General features: G+C 71.6%; 13 protein-coding genes and 1 pseudogene. 11 read left to right on the top strand and 3 right to left on the bottom strand.

The annotated features are described in order from the left end of the window. Positions 1-89: 89 nt before the first annotated feature. From SCMU_RS06720 to SCMU_RS06695, 6 genes and pseudogenes are all read left to right on the top strand, one after another. Positions 90-1,673, top strand: a complete 1,584-nt coding sequence (locus tag SCMU_RS06720) for an acyl-CoA carboxylase subunit beta (protein WP_443020230.1) — start codon at positions 90-92, stop codon at positions 1,671-1,673. Then, on the top strand, positions 1,670-1,921 hold the full coding sequence (locus SCMU_RS06715; protein ID WP_229232244.1) for an acyl-CoA carboxylase epsilon subunit: 252 nt from the start codon (positions 1,670-1,672) through the stop codon (positions 1,919-1,921). The genes SCMU_RS06720 and SCMU_RS06715 overlap by 4 nt, the downstream gene beginning before the upstream one ends. 422 nt (positions 1,922-2,343) lie before the next feature. Then, positions 2,344-4,024 (top strand): annotated as a pseudogene (locus SCMU_RS06710) (DUF885 domain-containing protein). Positions 4,025-4,195: 171 nt separating this feature from the next. Further along, complete coding sequence (locus SCMU_RS06705) at positions 4,196-5,602, top strand: dicarboxylate/amino acid:cation symporter (protein WP_229232954.1); 1,407 nt, start codon at positions 4,196-4,198, stop codon at positions 5,600-5,602. 317 nt (positions 5,603-5,919) lie between these two features. Beyond that, on the top strand, positions 5,920-6,531 hold the full coding sequence (locus SCMU_RS06700; RefSeq protein ID WP_229232243.1) for a TetR/AcrR family transcriptional regulator: 612 nt from the start codon (positions 5,920-5,922) through the stop codon (positions 6,529-6,531). 95 nt (positions 6,532-6,626) lie between these two features. After that, a complete protein-coding gene (locus SCMU_RS06695) occupies positions 6,627-9,245 on the top strand; it encodes an MMPL family transporter (RefSeq protein WP_229232242.1) in 2,619 nt (872 codons plus the stop codon). On the opposite strand, the gene SCMU_RS06690 is transcribed toward SCMU_RS06695, so the two are convergent. After that, complete coding sequence (locus SCMU_RS06690) at positions 9,242-9,868, bottom strand: GyrI-like domain-containing protein (protein ID WP_229232241.1); 627 nt, start codon at positions 9,866-9,868, stop codon at positions 9,242-9,244. The two genes, SCMU_RS06695 and SCMU_RS06690, sit on opposite strands and share 4 nt — an antisense overlap. A gap of 50 nt (positions 9,869-9,918) precedes the next feature. Here SCMU_RS06690 and SCMU_RS06685 point away from each other — a divergent pair, with 50 nt between their 5' ends. Beyond that, on the top strand, positions 9,919-10,656 hold the full coding sequence (locus SCMU_RS06685) for a Maf family protein (protein WP_229232240.1): 738 nt from the start codon (positions 9,919-9,921) through the stop codon (positions 10,654-10,656). 59 nt (positions 10,657-10,715) lie between these two features. After that, the gene (locus SCMU_RS06680; protein ID WP_443020229.1) at positions 10,716-12,581 is read left to right on the top strand and encodes an acetyl/propionyl/methylcrotonyl-CoA carboxylase subunit alpha; all 1,866 of its coding nucleotides are present in this window, start codon (positions 10,716-10,718) and stop codon (positions 12,579-12,581) included. Between the two features lie 145 nt (positions 12,582-12,726). Here the strand turns inward: SCMU_RS06680 and SCMU_RS06675 are convergent, their stop codons facing one another. Continuing rightward, positions 12,727-14,133, bottom strand: a complete 1,407-nt coding sequence (locus SCMU_RS06675; RefSeq protein WP_229232238.1) for an MFS transporter — start codon at positions 14,131-14,133, stop codon at positions 12,727-12,729. A gap of 291 nt (positions 14,134-14,424) precedes the next feature. Between SCMU_RS06675 and SCMU_RS06670 the strand changes: the two genes are divergently transcribed. The 3 genes from SCMU_RS06670 to SCMU_RS06660 are packed head-to-tail and all read left to right on the top strand — an operon-like array spanning position 14,425 to position 19,709. Beyond that, positions 14,425-15,858 carry an MFS transporter gene (locus tag SCMU_RS06670; protein WP_229232237.1) on the top strand — a complete coding sequence of 478 codons (1,434 nt, stop codon included), beginning with the start codon at positions 14,425-14,427 and terminating at the stop codon, positions 15,856-15,858. A 45-nt stretch (positions 15,859-15,903) separates the two neighbouring features. Continuing rightward, on the top strand, positions 15,904-18,147 hold the full coding sequence (locus SCMU_RS06665) for a molybdopterin oxidoreductase family protein (protein WP_443020274.1): 2,244 nt from the start codon (positions 15,904-15,906) through the stop codon (positions 18,145-18,147). Further along, the gene (locus tag SCMU_RS06660) at positions 18,144-19,709 is read left to right on the top strand and encodes an FAD-dependent oxidoreductase (RefSeq protein ID WP_229232235.1); all 1,566 of its coding nucleotides are present in this window, start codon (positions 18,144-18,146) and stop codon (positions 19,707-19,709) included. The genes SCMU_RS06665 and SCMU_RS06660 overlap by 4 nt, the downstream gene beginning before the upstream one ends. Here SCMU_RS06660 and SCMU_RS06655 read toward each other — a convergent pair. Then, positions 19,694-20,953, bottom strand: coding sequence for a benzoate/H(+) symporter BenE family transporter (locus SCMU_RS06655; protein WP_229232234.1), 1,260 nt, complete (start codon positions 20,951-20,953; stop codon positions 19,694-19,696). The genes SCMU_RS06660 and SCMU_RS06655 overlap by 16 nt on opposite strands. Positions 20,954-21,000 lie beyond the last annotated feature (47 nt).

Here is a 21,000-nt window from a genome sequence, read left to right as displayed (position 1 = left end):
TGGGTGACGTGCCCGCCGACTATGCGGCGCACTGTGCGAAACCTACGAAGCCACCACGAGTGCGCCTGGACCGACGAGCTGGAGTGAGCGTGACCCACGACCTGACCACCACCGCAGGCAAGATCGCGGACTTCCGCGACCGGCGGGCGGCATCGCTCGCACCCTCGGGCCAGGAGGCGATCGAGAAGCAGCACGCGCGCGGCAAGGGCACCGCCCGAGAGCGCATCGACATGCTCCTGGACGAGGGCAGCTTCGTGGAGCTCGACTCGCTCCGCGTGCACCACTCCACCTCGTTCGGCATGGAGAAGAAGAAGCCGCTCGGCGATGGGCTCGTCTCGGGCTACGGCACCGTGGACGGGCGGCCGGTGGCCGTGTACAGCCAGGACTTCACCGTGTACGGCGGCTCGCTGAGCCAGGTCAACGGCGAGAAGATCGTCAAGGTCCAGGAGTTCGCGCTGCGCAACGGCTTCCCCGTGGTCGGAATCCTCGACGGCGGCGGGGCGCGCATCCAGGAGGGTGTCGCATCCTTGGCGATGTTCGCGGACATCTTCCGGAACAACGTGGCCGCCTCCGGGGTCGTGCCGCAGATCTCCGTGATCATGGGCCCCTCGGCCGGCGGCGCGGCCTACTCCCCCGCGCTCACCGACTACATCGTCATGGTGGACAAGACGAGCCACATGTTCATCACCGGCCCGGACGTCATCAAGACCGTCACGGGCGAGGAGGTGGACATGGAGACCCTCGGCGGCGCCCGACAGCACAACGCCACGACCGGCACGGCGACATACCTCGCCGCCGACGAGTCCGACGCCCTCGACTTTGTCCGCGAGCTCCTCGACTTCCTGCCCTCGAACAACCTCGTCGAGGCACCCGTGCTGGAGTCGGACCAGGAGCTCGAGGAGACCGGCGAGGACGCCGCCCTCGACGCGCTCGTGCCCGACTCCGCGTCCCAGGGCTACGACATGCGCACCGTGATCGATGGGATCGTCGACGACGGCAACTTCCTCGAGATGCAGGCCCTCTACGCCCCCAACGTGATCATCGGCTACGGGCGCATGGAGGGGCACACGGTGGGGATCGTGGCGAACCAGCCCATCCAGTTCGCCGGGACCCTGGACATCTCCGCGTCCGAGAAGGCCGCTCGGTTCGTGCGGCACTGCGACGCGTTCAACATCCCGATCATCACCCTCGTGGACGTCCCCGGCTTCCTGCCCGGCAAGGACCAGGAGTTCCAGGGCATCATCCGCCGCGGCGCCAAGCTCCTCTACGCGTACGCCGAGGCGACCGTGCCGAAGCTGACCGTGATCTGCCGCAAGGCGTACGGCGGGGCGTACATCGTCATGGGCTCCAAGAAGCTCGGCGCGGACCTGAACTTCGCGTGGCCCACCGCGCAGATCGGCGTCATGGGCGCGCAGGGTGCCGTGAACATCCTGTACCGGCGGGAGCTCGCAGCCGTTGTCGCCGAGGGCGGCGACGTCGACACCAAGCGCGCCGAGCTCATCCAGAACTACGAGGAGGAACTCCTCAACCCGTACCAGGCCGCTGAGCTCGGGTATGTCGACGCCGTCATCGCCCCTTCGGAGACCCGCGTCCAGCTGCTCCGCGGCCTCCGCGCGCTGCGCGACAAGCACGCGTCCATGCCCGCCAAGAAGCACGGGAACATCCCGCTGTGAGCACCGAGCCGATGCTTCCGGACTCGGTTGGCGGGACGCACGACGGCGTGGGCGCGCCCCTGCTGTTCTCCGTCACCAAGGGCAACCCCACGCCAGAGGAGATCGCCGCGCTCACCGCGGTGCTGGCCGCGGCGGCCTCGGCCCCGGCCGACGAGGCGCACGACGCCGCCCCGACCCGCCGCGAGCGCATCCGCCGCGCCACGCTGCGGCCGAGGCACATGATCGCCCAGCGCCGAGGAAGGCTGTAGCCCCGCCCGCCCCGTTGAAGGGTCACTTCCCCGTTGAAGGGTCACTTCCCCGTTTGAAGGGTCACTTCCCCGTTGAAGGGTCACTTCCCCGTTGAAGGGTCACCTCCCCGTTTGAAGGGTCACTTCCCCGGACCGGTCGATGAGACACCTTGCCGTGGATGAGGTCTCTTGCGAGCGTCTCATCCACAACGAGGCGTCTCGTCGCTAGCGGGTGAGACCTCAGCGCACGGGAACTGACCCATCACAGCGGAAGTGACCCCTCACCAGGTGGCGAATGTGCACGGGTTCTTTCACGTATCGGCGGGGGGCGCTAGGCTCGTCACGTGACCCAGAACACTGACGAGAACACCCAGCCAGATCCAACCCAGCCAGCCCAGACGCATCCAGGCACACCCAAGACCACGCACCGCGAGCCCACCGCCGTGGACGCCATCGCGAACGAGTTCACCGCCACGTTCCTCGAGCTCGAGCCCGCCCTCGCGACCGAGCTCGGCTACCCCGGGCACGAGACCGAGTACCCGGACCACTCCCCCGCGGGCCTCGAAAAGCTCGCCGCACTGGCTCGTGAGACCCTCGCCGCGCTCGGCTCGGCCACCCCCGCGGATGAGATCGACGAGGTCACCGTGGACGCGATGCGCGAGCGGCTAGGCCTCGAGGTGGAGCGCCACGAGAGCGGCTGGGTCGCCGCGGAGCTGAACAACATCGACTCCCCCGCCCAGCACATCCGCGCAACATTCGACCTCATGCCCACCGATACGGCCGAGCAATGGGCCCACATCGCCGGCCGCGCTGCCAACGTGCCCGCCGCGATCGAGGGCTACATCACGGCCCTGCGCTCGGCCGCCGCGGACGGCAAGGTCGCCGCCGCCCGGCAGGTCCGCACCGTGATCGGCCAGTGCCGCAAGTACGGCGCCGAGGGCACTGGCTTCTTCGCCCAACTCGCCGCGAATGCGAAACTCGGCGGGGCCAGCGAGGGCGCGCCCGACGACGGCACTCACCTCCCCGACAACGTCGCGGTCTCGCTCGCGGAAGGCGCGCGCGCGGCGTCGTCCGCGTACCTCAAGCTCGCGGACTTCCTCGAGGGCGAGCTCCTCCCGCAGGCCCCCGAGACGGACGCGGTGGGCCGCGAGCGGTACGCCCTCGCGCCGGTTCCTCGGCGCCACGGTGGACCTCGAGGAGACGTACGCGTGGGGCGTCGCCGAACTGGACCGCATCATCGCCGAGCAGGAGTCCGTGGCCGAGCAGATCAAGCCCGGCGCCACGATCGCCGAGGCGAAGGCCATCCTCAGCGCGGATCCGAACCGCCAGCTCCACGGCACCGACGCGCTCAGGGCGTGGATGCAGGACCTGTCCGACCGCGCCGTGGCCGGCTTGGCCGGGACGCACTTCGAGATCGCCGAGCCCATGCGCAAGCTCGAGTGCATGATCGCACCGACGCAGGACGGTGGCATCTACTACACCGCGCCGTCGGACGACTTCTCCCGCCCCGGCCGCATGTGGTGGTCCGTCCCGGAGGGCGAGGACACGTTCACCACGTGGGCCGAGACGAGCACCGTCTACCACGAGGGCGTCCCCGGCCACCACCTCCAGTGCGCCACCGCCGTCTACCGCCGCGAGCTCCTCAACGACTGGCGCCGGAACATCTGCTGGGTCTCCGGCCACGGCGAGGGCTGGGCCCTGTACGCCGAACGGCTCATGGACGAGCTCGGCTACCTCTCCGACCTCGGCGACCGGATGGGCATGCTCGACGGCCAGCGCATGCGCGCCGCCCGCGTCGTGTTCGACATCGGCGTGCACCTCGAGCTCGAGGTCCCCGAGCGCTGGGGCACCGGCACGTGGACCCCGGAGAAGGGGCGCGAGTTCCTCGCGAAGAACCTGGACATCTCCGAGGGCCAGCTGGACTTCGAGTACCACCGGTACCTCGGCTGGCCGGGCCAGGCGCCGTCGTACAAGGTGGGCCAGCGGCTGTGGGAGCAGATCCGCGCCGAGCTCAAGGCGAAGGCCGAGGCTGAGGGCGGCGAGTTCGACGTCAAGGCGTTCCACACCCGGGCGCTCAACCTCGGGTCCGTGGGGTTGGACACGCTGCGCCGGGCGCTGATCTGAACCCGCAGCCATCGGATCGGGTGACATATCCCACACGGTCGATGGGAATGACGTAACAATCCGGGTGTGACGGCGCGGAATTTCAGGCATCAGCCGCCCTCCGCGCCGTCACACTCGGACGTCACACGACGAAACACAAGCTTCGTGTGCTAATGGCGGCCGTCCTACGGTATACCGGTGAGCACCTCCACCAGCCCCCAGCGCACCGAGCGCCGACTCCCGAAGTGGGTCACCTCGTTCGGTCCCCAGATCATCGCCGCCCTCGTCGTGGGCCTGGCCCTCGGCCTCCTCGCCAAGTACACCGGCAGCACCAAGGCGAACCCGAACGGCCTCGGCGCGACGCTCGCGACCATCGGCAGCAGCTACGTGAGCCTGCTGCAGACCGCCGTCGTGCCCCTCATCTTCACCGCCGTGGTGAGCTCGATCGCCAACCTTCGCGAGGTCTCCAACGCGGCCAAGCTCGCGTGGAACACCCTCCTGTGGTTCGCGATCACGGCGTTCATCGCCGTCATGATCGGGATCGGTCTCGGCGTGTTCCTGCAGCCGGGCGCCAACACGGGCATCACGCAGGAGGCCAAGTACACCGGCAAGACCGGCGACTGGTGGGCCTTCCTCACCGGCCTGTTCCCCAAGAACGTCCTCGGCCTGTCCGCGACCTCCTCGGCGGCCGACGGCGGCGCAGTCACCACGAGCGTGAGCTTCAACGTCCTGCAGATCCTCGTCATCGCGATCGCCGTGGGCGTCGCGGCGCTGAAGATCGGCGCGAAGGCCGAGCCATTCCTCACCTTCAACCGCTCCGCGCTGGAGATCATCCAGAAGGTCCTGTGGTGGATCATCCGCCTTGCCCCGCTCGGCACCGTCGGCCTGATCGGCAACGCTGTAGCCGTGTACGGCTGGGATACCATCGGCGCGCTCGGCAAATTCTCCGTCGCGATCTACGCGGGCCTCGTCCTGGTGCTGTTCGTGGTCTACCCGGTCCTCGTCAAGACCCACGGCCTGTCCATCAAGCAGTACTTCTCCGGCGTATGGCCGGCCGTGCAGCTCGCCTTCGTCTCCCGCTCCTCGATCGGCACGCTGCCGCTCACGCAGCGCGTCACCGAGCGCAACCTCGGCGTGCCGTCCGGCTACGCGTCCTTCGCCGTGCCGCTCGGCGCGACCACCAAGATGGACGGCTGCGCCGCGATCTACCCGGCCGTCGCCGCGATCTTCGTGGCCCAGTTCTTCGGCATCCAGCTGGACTTCAGCCAGTACCTGCTGATCGTGCTGGTCTCGGTCCTCGGCTCCGCCGCGACGGCCGGCACCACCGGCGCCGTCGTCATGCTGACGCTCACGCTCTCGACCCTCGGTCTGCCGCTGGCCGGCGTGGGCCTGCTCCTTGCGATCGACCCGATCCTGGACATGGGCCGCACGGCCGTGAACGTCGCGGGCCAGGCGCTCGTCCCGACCATCGTCGCCAAGCGCCAAGGCATCCTCGACCTCGGCCTGTACAACGCCCCGCGCCACGGCGACCCGTTCAACGACGAGTCGCTTGAGGATGCCGGGGACGCGCACGACGGCGAGCTGGCCGCCGCCCGCTGACGGCCCACCGGGGCGTCGGGCCACCACCAGCCCGGTGAGAGGCCCTGTCCTCGGGTGAAGGGTCATGTCCCTTCACTGACTGGTCGATAACCCGCCGCAAGACGCCTTGTCGCGATCGAGACGCCTCCAAGCGATCTCGTTCGCGACAAGGCGTTTCCACGTTTGGGGCCAAGGACATGACCCACAACACGCACGACGGCGAGTGGTCGCCCCGGGCGCACAGTCCCGCCTGGGCGACCACTCGCCGTCGTGCGCTCGAAGCGACCCTCGGTTCGCGAAACTTGCCCACCGTGCAAAGTTGCACGTAGTGTAAAGGGGTGACCACCGAGACACCCTCCCGTCGCGAGCAGAACAAGGCCGCAACACGGGAGTCCATCATCGCCGCGGGCCTCGCGCTCGCGGCCCAGCGGGGCCTCGGCGGGTTCACCGTCGAGGAGCTCGCCGACGCCGCCGGCGTCTCCCGGCGCACGTTCTTCAACTACTTCGGCAGCGTGGACGAGGCCATCGCCGCGCCCACGTTCGGCTTCCTCGACACGGCCCTCGGCAAGCTGACCGACCGGCCCGCCGACGAGCCCCTCCTCGACTCCGCCCTCCACGTCCTCACCGGCCTCGCGGACAACGACCTCATCGCCCCCATGGCCCAGTCGTTCCTCCTGGCCGTGGGCCACGATCCCGTGACCCGCTTCCAGCTCCAGGCCTTCGACGAGTGCGGCGAGAAGATCGCCGCCGCCATCCTCGCCCGCGAGCCCGGCCTCGACGCCCTGTACGTCGCAGCGCTCTCCGCGAGCGTCATCGCGTGCGGGAAGGCGGCCCTCGAGGTCTGGCTCTCCGAGCGCGGGGGCGACCTCTCGCCGTCGTCCCTCGCCCGGCTCCGCGAGCTCCTCCGCGGGGCGATCACCCATCTCCGGGCCGGCTTCGCCACGCCCTGACGCCGCCCACGCTCCAAGCCCAGTCCACGCCCCCAAGCCCAGCCGGCACTCCAGCCACCTCCCACCCCGCCCCGTCCCACCCCAGAGAGACTCCCATGGCTTCGCTCCTCTACCGCCTCGGCCGGCTCGCCTACGACCGCCGCTGGCTCGTCCTCGCCGCCTGGCTCGTGATCATCGCGGCGGTCGGAGGCTCGGCCGCCGCGTTCCACGGCACCATGACCAACAACTTCCAGATCCCGGGCACCGAGACCCAGCGGGTCCTCGACAAGCTCAAGGCGGACCTGCCCTCCGCCGCGGGCGGCAACGCGAGCATCGTGTTCGAGTCCCCGAGCGCGCCGTTCACCGATGCCCAGAAGAAGGGCCTCTCGGACGCGCTGGCCAAGATCAAGGGCCTCGACGGCGTGCAGAACGTCACCGACCCGTTCACCACCCAGGCACAGCTCGACGGCGCCGCGGCCAAGATCGCGGACGGCCAGGCGCAGATCGCCGCGAATGAGGCCAAGCTCGCCGCGGGCACGCCGCAGCTCGAGGCCGCGAAGGCCCAACTCGATCAGTCGAAGGCGAAGCTCGACGCCGGCCAGGCGCAGCTCGACGCCCAGAAGCAGGCCCTCGCCGCGCAGGGCCTCACCGAGGCCGCGATCGCACAGGCCACCGCGTCCGCGCAGGCCCAGCTCGACGCCGGCCGCGCCCAGCTCGCCGCAGGCCAGGCGCAGTACGACGCCGCCAAGAAGCAGGCCGACGACGGCGCCGCCCAGCTCGCCGACGCGAAGGCCCAGCTCGCACTCGCCGACCGGCAGGCCAAGGCCGCCGAGGGCCTCCGGTTCGTCTCCTCGGACAACCACGCCGCGATCGCCTCGATCCAGTTCACCAAGTCGACGGACAGCCTCCCCCAGACGCTGCGCAGCGAGGTCCAGAGCATCGCCGCGAGCGTCCCGGGCGTGCAGGCCCACGCGAGCAAGGAGCTCACCCAGGACATCTCGCAGATCTTCGGCCCGGCCGAGTCGATCGGCGTGGCGATCGCCGCCGTCGTGCTCGTGCTCATGCTCGGCACGTTCGTCGCCGCCGGGCTGCCGCTGCTGATGGCCCTCGCGGGCGTCGGGGTGGGCGTCGGCGGGACGTTCGCCCTCACCGGCGTGATCCAGATGAGCTCGGTGACCCCCATGCTCGGCCTCATGCTCGGCCTCGCGGTGGGCATCGACTATTCCCTCTTCATCGTCAACCGCCACCGTAACCAGCTCCTGGCCGGGATGGACCCGCGGGAGTCGGTCGCGCTCTCGATCGGCACCTCGGGCAACGCCGTCATGTTCGCGGGCCTGACCGTAGTGATCGCCCTCGCCGCGCTCGTGGTCCCCGGCTTGCCGTTCCTCGCCGTCATGGGCGTCGCGGCCGCCGCGACCGTCGCGGTGGCAGTGCTCGTCGCGATCACGCTCCTGCCAGCCGTGCTCGGCTTCGCGGGCCGGAGGATCGTCTCGAAGCGGCGCTGGGCGCGTGCGGACCGGGAGAACGCCGAGGCCCACCACGCCGCCGACGAGGCGCGCGCGGACCTCGAGAGGTCCAACCGCGGCTGGGGTGCGTGGGTCACGCGGCACCCGTGGATCTCCGTGGTCGCCTCGATCGTGCTCCTGGGCGCCCTCGCCGTCCCGGCCGCACAGCTGCGCCTCGCGCTGCCGGACGGCGGCTCCGAGCCCGCCGACTCGAGCGCGTTCCAGGCCTACGACGCCACCGGCAAGTACTTCGGCGCGGGCATGACCGGGCCGATCGTCGTCGTAGGCGACCTCCCCGCCGGCCTCGACGCCGCCGCGGCCCAGGCCAAGGAGTTCGACGTCGCGGACCAGCTCCGCTCCGTGCCCGGCGTCGTCGCCGCGGTCCCGGGGACGCTGAGCCCGGATCGCCGCACCGCGGTGTTCCAGGTCATCCCGACCGACGGACCCGCGAGCGCGAGCACGGTCCAGGTGGTCCACGACCTGCGGGCCAAGGCCTCGCAGATCAAGGACGCGACCGGCGTCACGATCGGCCTCACCGGCCAGACGGCGGCGAACGTGGATGTCTCCGCGAAGCTCGCCGACGCCCTCCCGCCGTACCTGATCATCGTCGTCGGCCTCTCCCTGCTCCTGCTGCTGCTGGTGTTCCGCTCGCTCCTCGTGCCGCTGCTGGCCACGGGCGGGTTCCTGCTCTCGCTCGGCGCGGCGTTCGGCTCGGTGGTCGCGGTGTACCAGTGGGGCTGGCTGGGCCCGGTCTTCGACGTCACGCACCCCGGGGCGATCCTGAGCTTCCTGCCGATCCTGCTCATCGGCATCCTGTTCGGCCTCGCGATGGACTACCAGGTGTTCATCACCTCGGGCATCCGCGAATCGTTCGCCCACGGCCAGGAGGCGCACCTCGCCGTCCGCACGGGCTTCCACCACGCGGCGCGCGTCATCACGGCCGCGGCGATCATCATGGTGAGCGTGTTCGCGGGCTTCATCTTCAGCCACCTCACGATGGTGCGCCCCCTCGGATTCGGCCTCGCCCTGGGCGTGCTGCTGGACGCCTTCGTGGTCCGCATGACCCTCGTACCCGCCGTCATGCGCCTCTTCGGCAAGGCCGCCTGGTGGCTCCCGCGCTGGCTAGACCGCATCCTGCCTGACCTCGACATCGAGGGCGCCAAGCTCGCGCGCACGACGGCGGCGCCTCGCCCCCGCGAGGAGGAGGAACCGGAGCGGGTGGGCAGCTAGCGCGGCGCGACCGGCTGGCGGAGGATGGTGCGCAGCTTCGCCGGCTCGGTCCTGCGGGAATCGGAGAGGTAGATCTCGTGGTGCCGCCCCCGCTCGACGAGGCCGTGCTCGGGCAGGAACTCGTCATGGAGCCTCGCGAGCACGGGCCCCTCGTCGTCGTAGGGGCCGATGTGGAGCACCTGAACGCCTCGGCCCTCGGCGTACGGCTCGAACCGCACGAGGCCCAGGGCCGGCAGGGGCTTCCTGGCGGCGGCGCGCCGGAGGGCCTCGGCGGCCAGGCCTGCGTTGACCCAGTCGGGCTGGGCGATCATCATGGTCCAGTCCCACGAGGCCTTGTCCCTCTTGATGAATGCCGAGGGGTCCTCGGCGCTCCACAGCCCTTCGAGCGGTGCCACGGTGTGGACGCGCCCCAGTTCCTCCTTGGCCAGTGCCCGGACCGCGTAGGAGGCCGTGTACAGCGCCTCGACGGCCTGTGCGTACTCAACGGAGACGTTGGGGTCCCCTTGGCCGTCGATCATGAGGAACGCGAGCTCGGGCACGTCGACCTCGGCCATGACGCCCGGCTTGGGCGCGTAGAGGGCGGGGAGGGCCTTCTTGATGTCGTAGGTCTGAGCGGCGGCCATGGGTCCATCATGCCCCGGGCCACGAGGCCTCGCGGGGCTAGGCTGGGCGGGTGACCGTGCACACCGCGCCTCCCGCCCCGCCCACCCTCGTCCTCGCCTCGAAGTCACCCGCGCGGACCAAGCTCCTCGAGGAGGCCGGGATCCCGCACCGTGTCCTCGTCTCGGCCGTGGACGAGGAGGCGGTCGCCGCGCGGCATCCGGCCGCGTCTCCGGCGGAGACGGCCCTGCTCCTGGCCCGGGCCAAGGCCGAGGCCGTCGCCGCTCTCCCCGCCGCGGCGGGCACGCTCGTGCTCGGCTGCGACTCGGTATTCGAGCTCGACGGCCAGGCCCTCGGCAAGCCGTACACCCCGCACGTGGCCCGCGAGCGGCTCGCCGCCATGAGCGGGCGCGCTGGCGTGCTGCACACCGGCCACTGGCTCGTGGACCGGCGGGCGGCGCCGGAAGCGCAGCATCAGGACCCGGCGCACGACGCCGCCCCCGCACCGGGCGCGGACGCAGTCGCCACCGGTCTGGTCGCCACCGGTCGAGTCGGGTCCGGCCTGGTCGCATCCGCTGGTGTCGAGTTCACCAGCATGGACGCGGAGGAGATCGCCGCGTACGTCGCAACGGGCGAGCCGCTGCAGTGCGCCGGGTCGTTCACGATCGACGGCCTCGGCGGCGCGTTCCTCTCCCGCGTCGACGGCGACCCGCACGCCGTCGTGGGCCTGTCGATCTCGACGCTGCGCGCCCTCCTGGCCACCGCGGGGGTGCGCCTCACGGACTGGTGGGCCGCCGCCGTCGACCGCTGAGCGCTTTTGTAGACCTCCTACAACAGATCGGCCCTCTCCGCACGGAATCCGCCACCAATATGGGCGATACCACCAAAGGGGCGCTAGGCTTCGCGGAGTACAGAACGGAGTTGCCCTTGTCGCCGAATGCCGCGTCTTCCCACGAGTCCACCACCCGGCCGATCACGAAGGTGCTGATCGCCAACCGCGGCGAAATCGCCGTGCGCGTGATCCGCGCAGCCCGCGACGAGGGGCTCGCCTCCGTCGCGGTGTACGCCGAGCCGGACCGCGACGCGCTGCACGTGCGCCTCGCCGACGAGGCCTTCGCCCTCGGCGGCACGACGGCGGCCGAGTCCTACCTCGTGATGGACAAGCTCATCGACGCCGCCCGCGCGTCCGGCGCCGACGCCGTGCACCCCGGCTATGGCTTCCTGTCCGAGAACGCCGAGTTCGCGCAGCGCGTCATCGACGCCGGCCTGACGTGGATCGGCCCCTCCCCCGAGTCCATCGCGGCGCTCGGCGACAAGGTCCGCGCGCGCCACATCGCCGAGAAGGTCGGCGCCCCCCTCGTGCCCGGCACCGCCGATCCGGTCGGGTCCGCGGACGAGGTCCTCGCGTTCGCCCGCGAGTTCGGCCTCCCGGTGGCGATCAAGGCCGCGTACGGCGGCGGCGGCCGCGGCATCAAGGTGGCCCGCACTCTCGAGGAGATCCCCGAGCTGTTCGAGTCCGCCGTCCGCGAGGCGACGGCCGCGTTCGGCCGCGGCGAGTGCTTCATCGAGCGCTTCCTCGACGCGCCCCGCCACGTCGAGACCCAGTGCTTGGCCGACGCTGCGGGCAACGTCGTCGTCGTGTCGACCCGCGACTGCTCGCTCCAGCGCCGCAACCAGAAGCTCGTCGAGGAGGCCCCCGCGCCGTTCCTGAGCGAGGAGCAGAACCGCCGGCTCTACGCGGCGTCCAAGGCGATCCTGAAGGAGGCCGGCTACCTCGGTGCCGGCACGTGCGAGTTCCTCGTCGGACAGGACGGCACCATCAGCTTCCTCGAGGTCAACACGCGCCTCCAGGTGGAGCACTGCGTGTCCGAGGAGGTCACCGGCTTCGACCTCGTCCGCGAGCAGTTCCGCCTGGCCCGCGGCGAGGAGCTCGGCTATGACGACCCCGAGGTCCGCGGCCACTCCTTCGAGTTCCGCATCAACGGCGAGGACGCCGGCCGCGGCTTCATGCCCGCGCCCGGCACGGTCGAGACTCTGACCTACCCGACCGGACCCGGCGTACGCGTCGACTCCGGCGTCGTGGCCGGGGACATCATCTCCGGCAACTTCGACTCGATGCTCGCCAAGCTCATCGTCTCGGGCTCCTCGCGCCAGCAGGCGCTGCAGCGCGCCCGACGCGCTCTCGACGAGCTCACGATCACCGGCATGCCGACCGTCGTGCCTTTCCACCGCGCCGTCGTGAGCGACCCCGCGTTCGCCCCGGCCGAGGGTCCGTTCAGCGTCCACACGCGCTGGATCGAGACCGAGTTCGACAACACGATCCCCGCCTATGCGGGACCGCTCGGTGCCGGTGACGGCGCGGACGACGACGCCACGCGGCAGAGCATCGTCGTCGAGGTGGGCGGCAAGCGCCTCGAGGTGACGATCCCGGGCACGCTGTCCCTGGCGTCCGGCAAGGCGTCCAAGGCCAAGAAGAAGGCACGGGGCTCGCGCGGCGCGGCCCCGGGCGGCGCGGCCGGCGGAGACGCGCTCACGGCGCCGATGCAGGGCACCATCGTGAAGGTGGCCGTCGCGGACGGCGACGTGGTCGCGGAGGGCGATCTCATCGTCGTGCTCGAGGCCATGAAGATGGAGCAGCCGCTCACGGCGCACAAGGCGGGCACGATCAAGGGCCTCACGGCCGAGCCCGGCCAGACGGTGGGCGCGGGCGCCCTCATCGCGACGATCGAGGACTGAGGCCCGCGGCAGCGCAGCGGATCTGACTCCTCGCTACAGCGGAGCTGACTCTTCAACGAAACGGAGGTGACTCCTCAGCGGAATGCCCGCCGAGGAGTCACCTCCGTCGTTGTGAGAAGTCACCTGCGTGGCTTCGAGGAGCCACCTACGCGGCGACGTTGTCCTCGAACTTGGCATCGCGGGTCTCCTTGGTGAGGAGCAGCGCGACGAACGTCAGGACGGCCGCGACCGCGAGGTATACGCCGACCCACACCGTGTTGCCCTTGCCGAACTGCCACAGCGCGATCGCCACGAACGAGGCCGGGGCCGCGCCGAGCACGGACGAGAGGTTGTACGCGATCGCCGAGCCGGTGTAGCGGACATTGGCCGGGAACAGCTCGGGCAGGATCGCGGCCATCGGGCCGAACGTGGAGCCCATGAGCGCGAAGCCGACGATCAGGCCGACCAGGGCGGCACCGGTCCCGGGGCCGAACATCAGGCCCCAGGCCAGGCCGAACACGAAGATGAGGCCCGTGACCCACAGCAGGAACTTGCGGCGGCCGTACTTCTCGGCGAGCGGGCCGGAGACCACCGTGAAGATGCCGAAGAACACCACGCCGATGATGAGCATCCACAGGAACAGACCGCGGTCGATCCCGAGACCCGGGACGAACGACGCCGCGTCGAACGCCTTGCCCGCCTTCTCGGCCGCCGCTCTGGCCACCTCGGGCGAGGCGGGCGCGGTGCCGTACGTGAGCGTGAAGCTCGTGGTCAGGTAGAACAGCACGTAGGTGGCGAGCATGATGAACGTGCCGGCGATGACGCCGCGCCAGTGGTGCTTGAACGTCGCGGCGAGCGGGACCTTGGCGACCTTCTCCTCATCGATGACCTTCTTGAACGAGGTGCTCTCCACGAGCTTGAGGCGCACGTACAGGCCAACCGCAACCATGATGATGCTGAACAGGAACGGGATCCGCCAGCCCCACGCCTCGAACTGGGCGGCGGTGAGGAAGCTGTTCATGACCACGTACATGACGTTGGCGATGATGAAGCCGATCGGGGCGCCCAGCTGCGGGAACGTGCCCCACACGGCGCGCTTGTTGGCCGGCGCGTTCTCGGTGGCCAGCAGTGCGGCGCCGGACCACTCGCCGCCGAGGGCGAGGCCCTGCAGGAAGCGCAGGATGACGAGGGCCAGCGGGGCCATGACCATCCAGCCGGGGGTCGTGGCCGGCGGGAGGAGGCCGATGAGGAACGTCGCGATACCCATGGTCAGCAGCGACGCGACGAGCGTCCCCTTGCGCCCGAGCTTGTCGCCGAAGTGCCCGAAGAGGATCGAGCCGACCGGCCGCGCGATGAACGCGACACCGAAGATCGCGAACGAGGACAGGATCGCGTTGATGTCGGACGCGTTCGGGAAGAAGAGCTTAGGGAACACGAGGACGGACGCGGTCGCGTACGCGTAGAAGTCGAAGAACTCGATCGTCGTACCGATGAGGCTCGAGAAGATGACGCGGCCCTTCGTGTTGGCCGCTTGGCCGGTTGAGGGCTCCGTCACCGCAGAAGTGCTGGACATGGGTTCGCTTTCACATGCTGGACCGGCAGTTGACTTTCGGTCCGGGGTCTGGGTACACGCCATCCTACGTCCGGTGAGTCCACGCAACGGACTGAGCGTCCACATGATGAGACGGTAGTGATCCCGAACACTCGTTTTTCCCTGGCTCTCTGCGCCTCACGGCACGCCGCCCGGCCGTGAGAGGTGGATGTCACGGCCTGTTTACAGCGGGTGCGGCCGCGCGAAACGCGCCGTTCCTAGCGTTGAAGGCAAGCCAGATCCCACCCGATCCTCCGTCTTCCAGGAGCACCCATGAGCACAGAACCGCGCACCGCGCACGACGCCGCCACCTCGCCTCAGCGCGCATCCTCGCCATCCCTGCGCCTCGACACCCGCAAGGGCCGCTGGATCGAGCACTGGGACCCCGAGGACACCGAGCAGTGGGAACGGGAAGGCCGCACGGTAGCCCGCCGGAACCTGCGCTGGTCCATCGCGGCCGAGTTCCTCGGGTTCGTCGTATGGCAGCTGTGGTCGATCGTCGTCGTCCAGCTCCCCGCGGCGGGCTTCACGTTCAGCACGGCCCAGACGTTCTGGCTCCTGTCGATGCCGAGCCTCGTCGGAGCCACACTGCGCATCCCGTACACGTTCATGGTCCCGCGCTTCGGCGGACGCAACTGGACCATCGTCTCGGCGCTGCTGCTCCTCATCCCCACGATCGGCCTGGCCGCGTGCGTGGCCGCCCCGTCCACTCCGTTCTGGCTCATGCTCACGGTCGCGGGCCTCGCCGGGTTCGGCGGCGGCAACTTCGCGAGCTCGATGGCCAACATCACGTTCTTCTTCCCCGCGCGGGAGAAGGGCTGGGCCCTCGGCCTCAACGCGGCCGGCGGGAACCTCGGCGCCGCCGTCGCACAGCTCGTCGTGCCGATCGCCGTGAGCATCACCGCGCTGTTCGTCTCGGGCGCGAGCCTTATGGTGGCGGGCCTCATGTGGGTCCCGCTCATCCTCGCCGCCGCGTTCGGCGCCTGGAAGCGCATGGACAACCTCGCCCGCGCGAAGGGCGACGTCGCGGGCTCGCTCGCCGCGCTCCGCGAGCCGCACCTGTGGGTCATCGCCTTCCTGTACGTGGGCACGTTCGGCTCGTTCATCGGCTTCGGCGGGGTCTTCCCCAAGCTCATCCACGACATCTTCCCGACGTTCTCGGCGCTCCCCATCCCCCTCGCCGGCGGCGCCGTGGCCCTCTCCCTGGCCTTCCTCGGCCCGCTCGTGGGCTCGCTCGCCCGGCCCTACGGCGGCCGCCTCGCGGACCGGTTCGGCGGCGCGAGGGTCACCGTCGCGTCGTTCGCTGCGATGGCCCTCGTGACGCTCGCGGTCATCGCCACGCTCCCGGCGAAGAGCTTCTGGCTCTTCCTCGTCCTGTTCCTGGCCCTGTTCGCGGCGAGCGGGATCGGCAATGGCTCGACGTACCGCATGATCCCCGCCGTGTTCACGACAGCCAGCCGTGCCGCCCGAGCCGGCGCCGCGCCGTCGTACACCTCTCGACTCGCCTCCGCGGCGCTGGGCCTCGTCTCGGCGATCGGCGCGTACGGCGGCTTCGCGATCCCTCAGGTCCTCGGCGCCTCAGCCAGCGCGACCGGCTCCTACATCCCGGCGTTCTTCGGCTTCGTCGCAGCGTACGCGCTCATGCTCGCCGTGGCGTGGGCGTGCTATCTGCGCCCCGGCTCCCGCGCCGCCCAGGCGGGGGTCTGAGCCGTGACGGCCACGCACTGCCCCTACTGCGCGCTCCAGTGTGCGATGACGGTGACGCCGTCGCCTCAGGACGCGGCCCCCGAGGTGGCCGGCCGCGACTTCCCCACCAACCGCGGCGGCCTGTGCCGCAAGGGGTGGACTGCCGCAGAACTCCTCGCGCACCCCGAGCGGGTCACCTCGCCGCTCATGCGCACGGACGACGGCGAGCTGGTCGCCGTGGACTGGGACGTCGCCCTCGCGCGGGTCGCCGCGGAGGTCCGGCGCGTCCAGGCGGCGCACGGGAAGGACGCCGTCGGGGTGTTCGGCGGCGGGGGCCTGACCAACGAGAAGGCCTACCTGCTGGGCAAGTTCGCACGAGTCGCGCTGGGCACGTCCCGGATCGACTACAACGGCCGGTTCTGCATGTCCTCGGCCGCAGCCGCCGCGAACCGGGCGTTCGGGATCGACCGGGGACTGCCCTTCCCGCTCGCCGACCTCGACGCCGCGGACACCGTCCTCATGCTCGGCTCCAATGTCGCGGACACGATGCCCCCGTTCGTCCAGCACCTCGCCGGCGCGCGGGAGGCGGGCGGGCTCATCGTCGTCGACCCCCGCCGCTCGGCGACCGCGGCCCTCACTGCCGACGGCGCGGGCCTCCACCTCGCGCCGGCCCCGCACACGGACCTCGTCCTCCTGCTGGGCCTCGCGCACGTGGTCCTGAACGAGGGGCTCGCGGACGAGGTCTACGTCGCGGAGCGGACGGCAGGACTGGGGGCGCTGGCCCGCTCGGTGGCACCGTGGTGGCCCGAGCGCGTCCAAGCCGCCACCGGCGTCCCCGCGCACCTCGTGCGGGAGGCCGCCCGGCGGCTCGCGGAGTCCGCCCGGACAGGCTCGTGCTACATCCTCACGGGCCGCGGGATCGAGCAGCACGCCGACGGCACGGACACCGTCACCGCCGCGATCAACCTTGCGCTGCTGCTCGGGCTGCCGGGCTCGGCGCGCGGCGGCTACGGCACGCTCACCGGCCAGGGCAACGGACAGGGCGGGCGCGAGCACGGCCAGAAGTCGGACCAGCTGCCGGGGTACCGGAAGATCACCGACCCCGCCGCCCGCGAGCACATCGCGCGCGTGTGGGGCGTACCCGAGGCGAGCATCCCCGGGCCCGGGGTGCCCGCCGTCGAGCTCCTTGCGTCCCTCGGCAGGCCGACCGCCGACGGAAACCCCGGCGGCGTGCGCTGCCTCTTCGTGCACGGCGCCAACGTCGTGGTCTCGGCGCCAGACGCGGCGTCGGTCCGCGAGGGGCTCAGGGCCCTGGACTTCCTCGTGGTATGCGACTTCTTCCTCTCCGAGACGGCGCGGGAGGCGGACGTGGTGCTCCCGGTCCTGCAGTGGGCCGAGGAGGAGGGAACCATGACGAACCTCGAGGGCCGCGTCCTGCGGCGCCGGCGCGCCGTCGCGCCTCCGACCGGCGCGCGCAGCGAGCTGTGGATCATGAACCGGCTCGCGGCGCTGCTGGACGCGCCGTCGCGCTTCCCCGAGGACCCTCACGAGGTGTTCGAGGAGCTGCGCGCCGCCTCCGCCGGCGGGCCGGCCGACTACTCGGGAGTCACGTACGGCCGGCTCGACGCCGGCGAGGCGCTGTATTGGCCGTGCCCCGAGGGAGCCCCCGTCCGCGATGGCGTGGGCGGCACGCCCCGGCTCTTCGCCGAGCGGTTCGCGCACCCGGACGGCCGGGCCAGGCTCGTCCCCATCCGGGCCGTCGCACCCCAGTCCGCCACCGAGCCCGGCGCCGCGGCCCCCACTCCGGGCACGTTCCAGCTCGCGACCGGCAGGCTCCTCGAGCACTACCAGTCCGGCGCCCAGACCCGCCGCGTCGCCGGCCTCGCGGCCGCGCAGCCCGAGGCGCGCCTCGCGATCCACCCAGCCCCCGCAGCGAGGCTCGGGATCGACGACGGCGCGTGGGTCCGCATATGCCGCGCCGGCCGAGCGGCCCGGCGGGACGCGGCGGCGGGCCTCCTCCGGCCCGGCGACGCGAATCAGCGGCCCGAGGTCGTGTGCCGCGCCGAGCTGACCGCCGCCGTCCGGCCGGACACGGTCTTCCTCCCGTTCCATTTCGCGGGCCCGGCCTCGGCGAACCTGCTCACCCACCCCGCCACGGACCCGATCTCCGGCATGCCCGAGTTCAAGACCACCCGCGTCGTGGTGGAGCCCGCGGACCTCACGAGCGCCGACATTCCCGGCGACGACGTGCTCGCAGACGCCATTCTGCTGTCCGCCGTCCCAGCCGGCCAACGAGAGGAGCGCGCATGACGCAGCACCCGATCGAGCCCCCGACCGAGCACCGCACAAGGATCGTCGTGGTCGGCTTCGGGCCGGTCGCCGCACGGTTCGTCGATGAGCTCCGCCCCGCCGCGGCGGCGGGAGCCATCGAGCTCACCGTCGTGGGCGAGGAGGAGCACGCCGCGTACAACCGTGTGCTCGTCGCGGACCTCGGCGTGGGCCGCACGAGCCTGCCGTCCATGAGCCTGGCCGACGCGGACGAGCTCGCCGCGGACCGCGTGCGCGTCCTGACCTCCACCCGCGCCGCGCGGCTGGACCGGTCCCGCCGCCTCGTCCACCTCGCCGACGGCGCTGCTATCCCCTACGACCGCGTGGTCCTCGCAACCGGGGCGCGCGCCGTCGTGCCCACCCTCACCGGCCTCAACCCGGACCCGCTGCACCCGGTGCTGCCGCCGGGCGTCACTGCGCTGCGGGACGTGCACGACGCCGCGCGGCTCGCCTCGGCGGTCGAGGGCCGCCGCCGTGTCATCGTCCTGGGCGGCGGCGTGCTCGGGCTCGAGGCCGCGCTCGCCGCGAGCGAGGAGGGCGCCACCGTCACCGTGGTCCACCATGGCGACCGGCCGCTGTCCCGCTCCATCGACCGGGCCGGGGGTGCCACGCTCACGGCCGCCCTGCGCCGCCAGGGAGTGCGGGTCGCTGGCAACGCGCGCTCAACTGGCCTCGAGACCGGCCCCGACGGCGCCTTCAGGGCGCTGCTCCTCGACGACGGGTCCGCGATCGACGGCGACCTGCTGGTGATCGCGTGCGGCGCCCGGCCCCGGGTGGAACTCGCCCAGGGCGGAGGCCTCGCGGTCGGCTCGGGCGTCCTCGTGGACCACTCCCTCGCGGCACTGGCCACCGAGCACGTCTTCGCGATCGGCGACTGCGCAGAGGTCGGCGAGGCTGCGCCGAGCGGGCTCATCGCCCCGGGCTGGCGGCAGGCCGACTGGCTCGCGGCGCGGTTCCGGAACGAGCTCCTCGGCGAGCCGGCGCCCGAGCCCCTCGTCGACGAGCGGGTCCCCGTGATCCTGCTCAAGGCGCGCGGGGTGAACCTCGCCGTCGCGGGAGAAGTCACGGCCGAGCCGTGGGACGAGTTCGCGCTCGAGTCCGGGTGCACGGCCCATGACCGCCCACCGCTGCGAGTCTCCGTGTGGTCCGACCCGGAGCACGGCGCCTACGTCAAGATGTCCACGCGCGGCGGCGTCCTCGCGGGGTTCGTGGCGCTGGGCGTCCCGCGGGCCGCCGCCGAGCTCACGCTGCTCTTCGAGTCGGGCGCGGAGCTGCCCTCGGACCGGTCCCTCATCCTCCGGCTCGACGGCGCCGAATCGGCCGCGCGGGGCGGCAGCACAGGATTCGGCGGCGCATCGTCAGGCGGCCCCGAGTCGACACTGTGCCGATGCGCCGGGGTGAGCCGGGGGACGGTGGAGGAGGCCGTCGTCGGCGGCTGCTCGACGCTCGAGGACGTCTCGGCCCAGACCCGGGCGGGGACGGGCTGCGGCGGGTGCCGCGATCAGGTGCGCGAGCTCATCGAGCGGCACTACGCGGCGGCGTGAATGTCGCGACGCGGCCTGAGCATCCCGAGCACGGCGTACGCGATCGCGCCGGCGAGGATCCCCCAGAAGGCCGAGACGATGCCGAACGCGCTCACCCCGGACGCGGTCACGGCCAGCGTGATGACGGCCGCCTCGACCGCATGCGGCGCCGCCCGGGCGTCCTCGCGCGCGTGCGTCACGGAGTCGATGATCGCGCCCTGGGTCGCAGCGAGGAGGGCGACGCCGGCCAGGACCGTGAGCAGGGCCGGCGGCACCGCCGCGACCAGCGCCACGGCCGTGGTGCTGAAGAGTCCGAACAGGATGTAGAAGGCGCCGCACGAGACGCCTGCGACGTAGCGCCGGGCCGGATCGTGGTGCGCCTCGCGCCCGGCGCAGATCCCGGCCGTGATCGCCGCGAGGTTGATGCCGTGCGAGCCGAACGGCGCCGAGACGAGCCACGCGAGGGACGCGCCGCCCACCATGAGGCGATCGCCGGCGTCGTACCCCAGCTGGCGCATCATCGCGAGCCCGGGCGCGTTCTGCCCGGCCATGGTGACGACCAGGAGGGGCACCGAGATGCCCACGATCGCGGGAAGGCCGAACGTCGGTGTGGTCCACACGGGGCCCGAGAGGTCCCAGCCGAGGCTCGGCGCCGCGATCCCGCCCGTAGCGAGGGCGAGCGCGACGCCGGCCGCGAGCGCCACGAGGACCGCGTAGCGCGGGGCGAACCGGCGGCCGGCAAGGAACGCGAGGACGAGGCCTCCGCCCACGAGGGGCGACTGCACGACGGCGCCGCACGCCTTGAGCACGAACGGCAGGAGGACCCCCGCGAGCACGGCCGCGACCACCGGCCGCGGGACGGCGTCCATGAGCCTGCCGAACCATCCCGTCGCGCCGAGCACGACCGCGAGGACGGCCGCGACGATGTAGGCGCCGAGGGCGTCGCTGTACGAGTACTGCCCGAGCGCTGTGAGCAGGAGGGCGGCACCGGGCACCGACCAGGCCACGACGACGGGCTGCCGCGTCACGAGGCTCAGCACCACACAGGTGATGCCGCTCGCGAGCGCGATCGCGCTCATCCACGACGCGGTCAGGCCCGCGCTCAGGTGCGCGGCCTGGGCCGCCTGCAGCACCACGACCATCGGACCCGCGTAGGAGACGGCCACCGCGATGAAGCCCGCCGCAATCGCGGAGAAGGACGCGTCCGCGATCATCCTGCGCCGGGTCCCGGCACGGGGGCCGTCCAACGTCTTTGCTGTGGTCACCCGGCCACGCTAGCCGAGATCGCACCTCTCAACCGAGACGATGTGCC

The sequence above is a fragment of the Sinomonas cyclohexanicum genome (assembly GCF_020886775.1).
GTDB lineage: Bacteria > Actinomycetota > Actinomycetes > Actinomycetales > Micrococcaceae > Sinomonas > Sinomonas cyclohexanicum.
This window is presented reverse-complemented; position numbering and strand designations above follow the sequence as displayed.

Bases quoted from the DNA above. Each gene is read 5' to 3' on its own strand.
- SCMU_RS06695 (WP_229232242.1), top strand. From the start codon at position 6,627: ATGGCTTCGCTCCTCTACCGCCTCGGCCGGCTCGCCTACGACCGCCGC.
- SCMU_RS06690 (WP_229232241.1), bottom strand. From the start codon at position 9,868: ATGGCCGCCGCTCAGACCTACGACATCAAGAAGGCCCTCCCCGCCCTC.
- SCMU_RS06680 (WP_443020229.1), top strand. From the start codon at position 10,716: ATGGGCGATACCACCAAAGGGGCGCTAGGCTTCGCGGAGTACAGAACG.
- SCMU_RS06675 (WP_229232238.1), bottom strand. From the start codon at position 14,133: ATGTCCAGCACTTCTGCGGTGACGGAGCCCTCAACCGGCCAAGCGGCC.
- SCMU_RS06670 (WP_229232237.1), top strand. From the start codon at position 14,425: ATGAGCACAGAACCGCGCACCGCGCACGACGCCGCCACCTCGCCTCAG.
- SCMU_RS06665 (WP_443020274.1), top strand. From the start codon at position 15,904: ATGACGGTGACGCCGTCGCCTCAGGACGCGGCCCCCGAGGTGGCCGGC.
- SCMU_RS06660 (WP_229232235.1), top strand. From the start codon at position 18,144: ATGACGCAGCACCCGATCGAGCCCCCGACCGAGCACCGCACAAGGATC.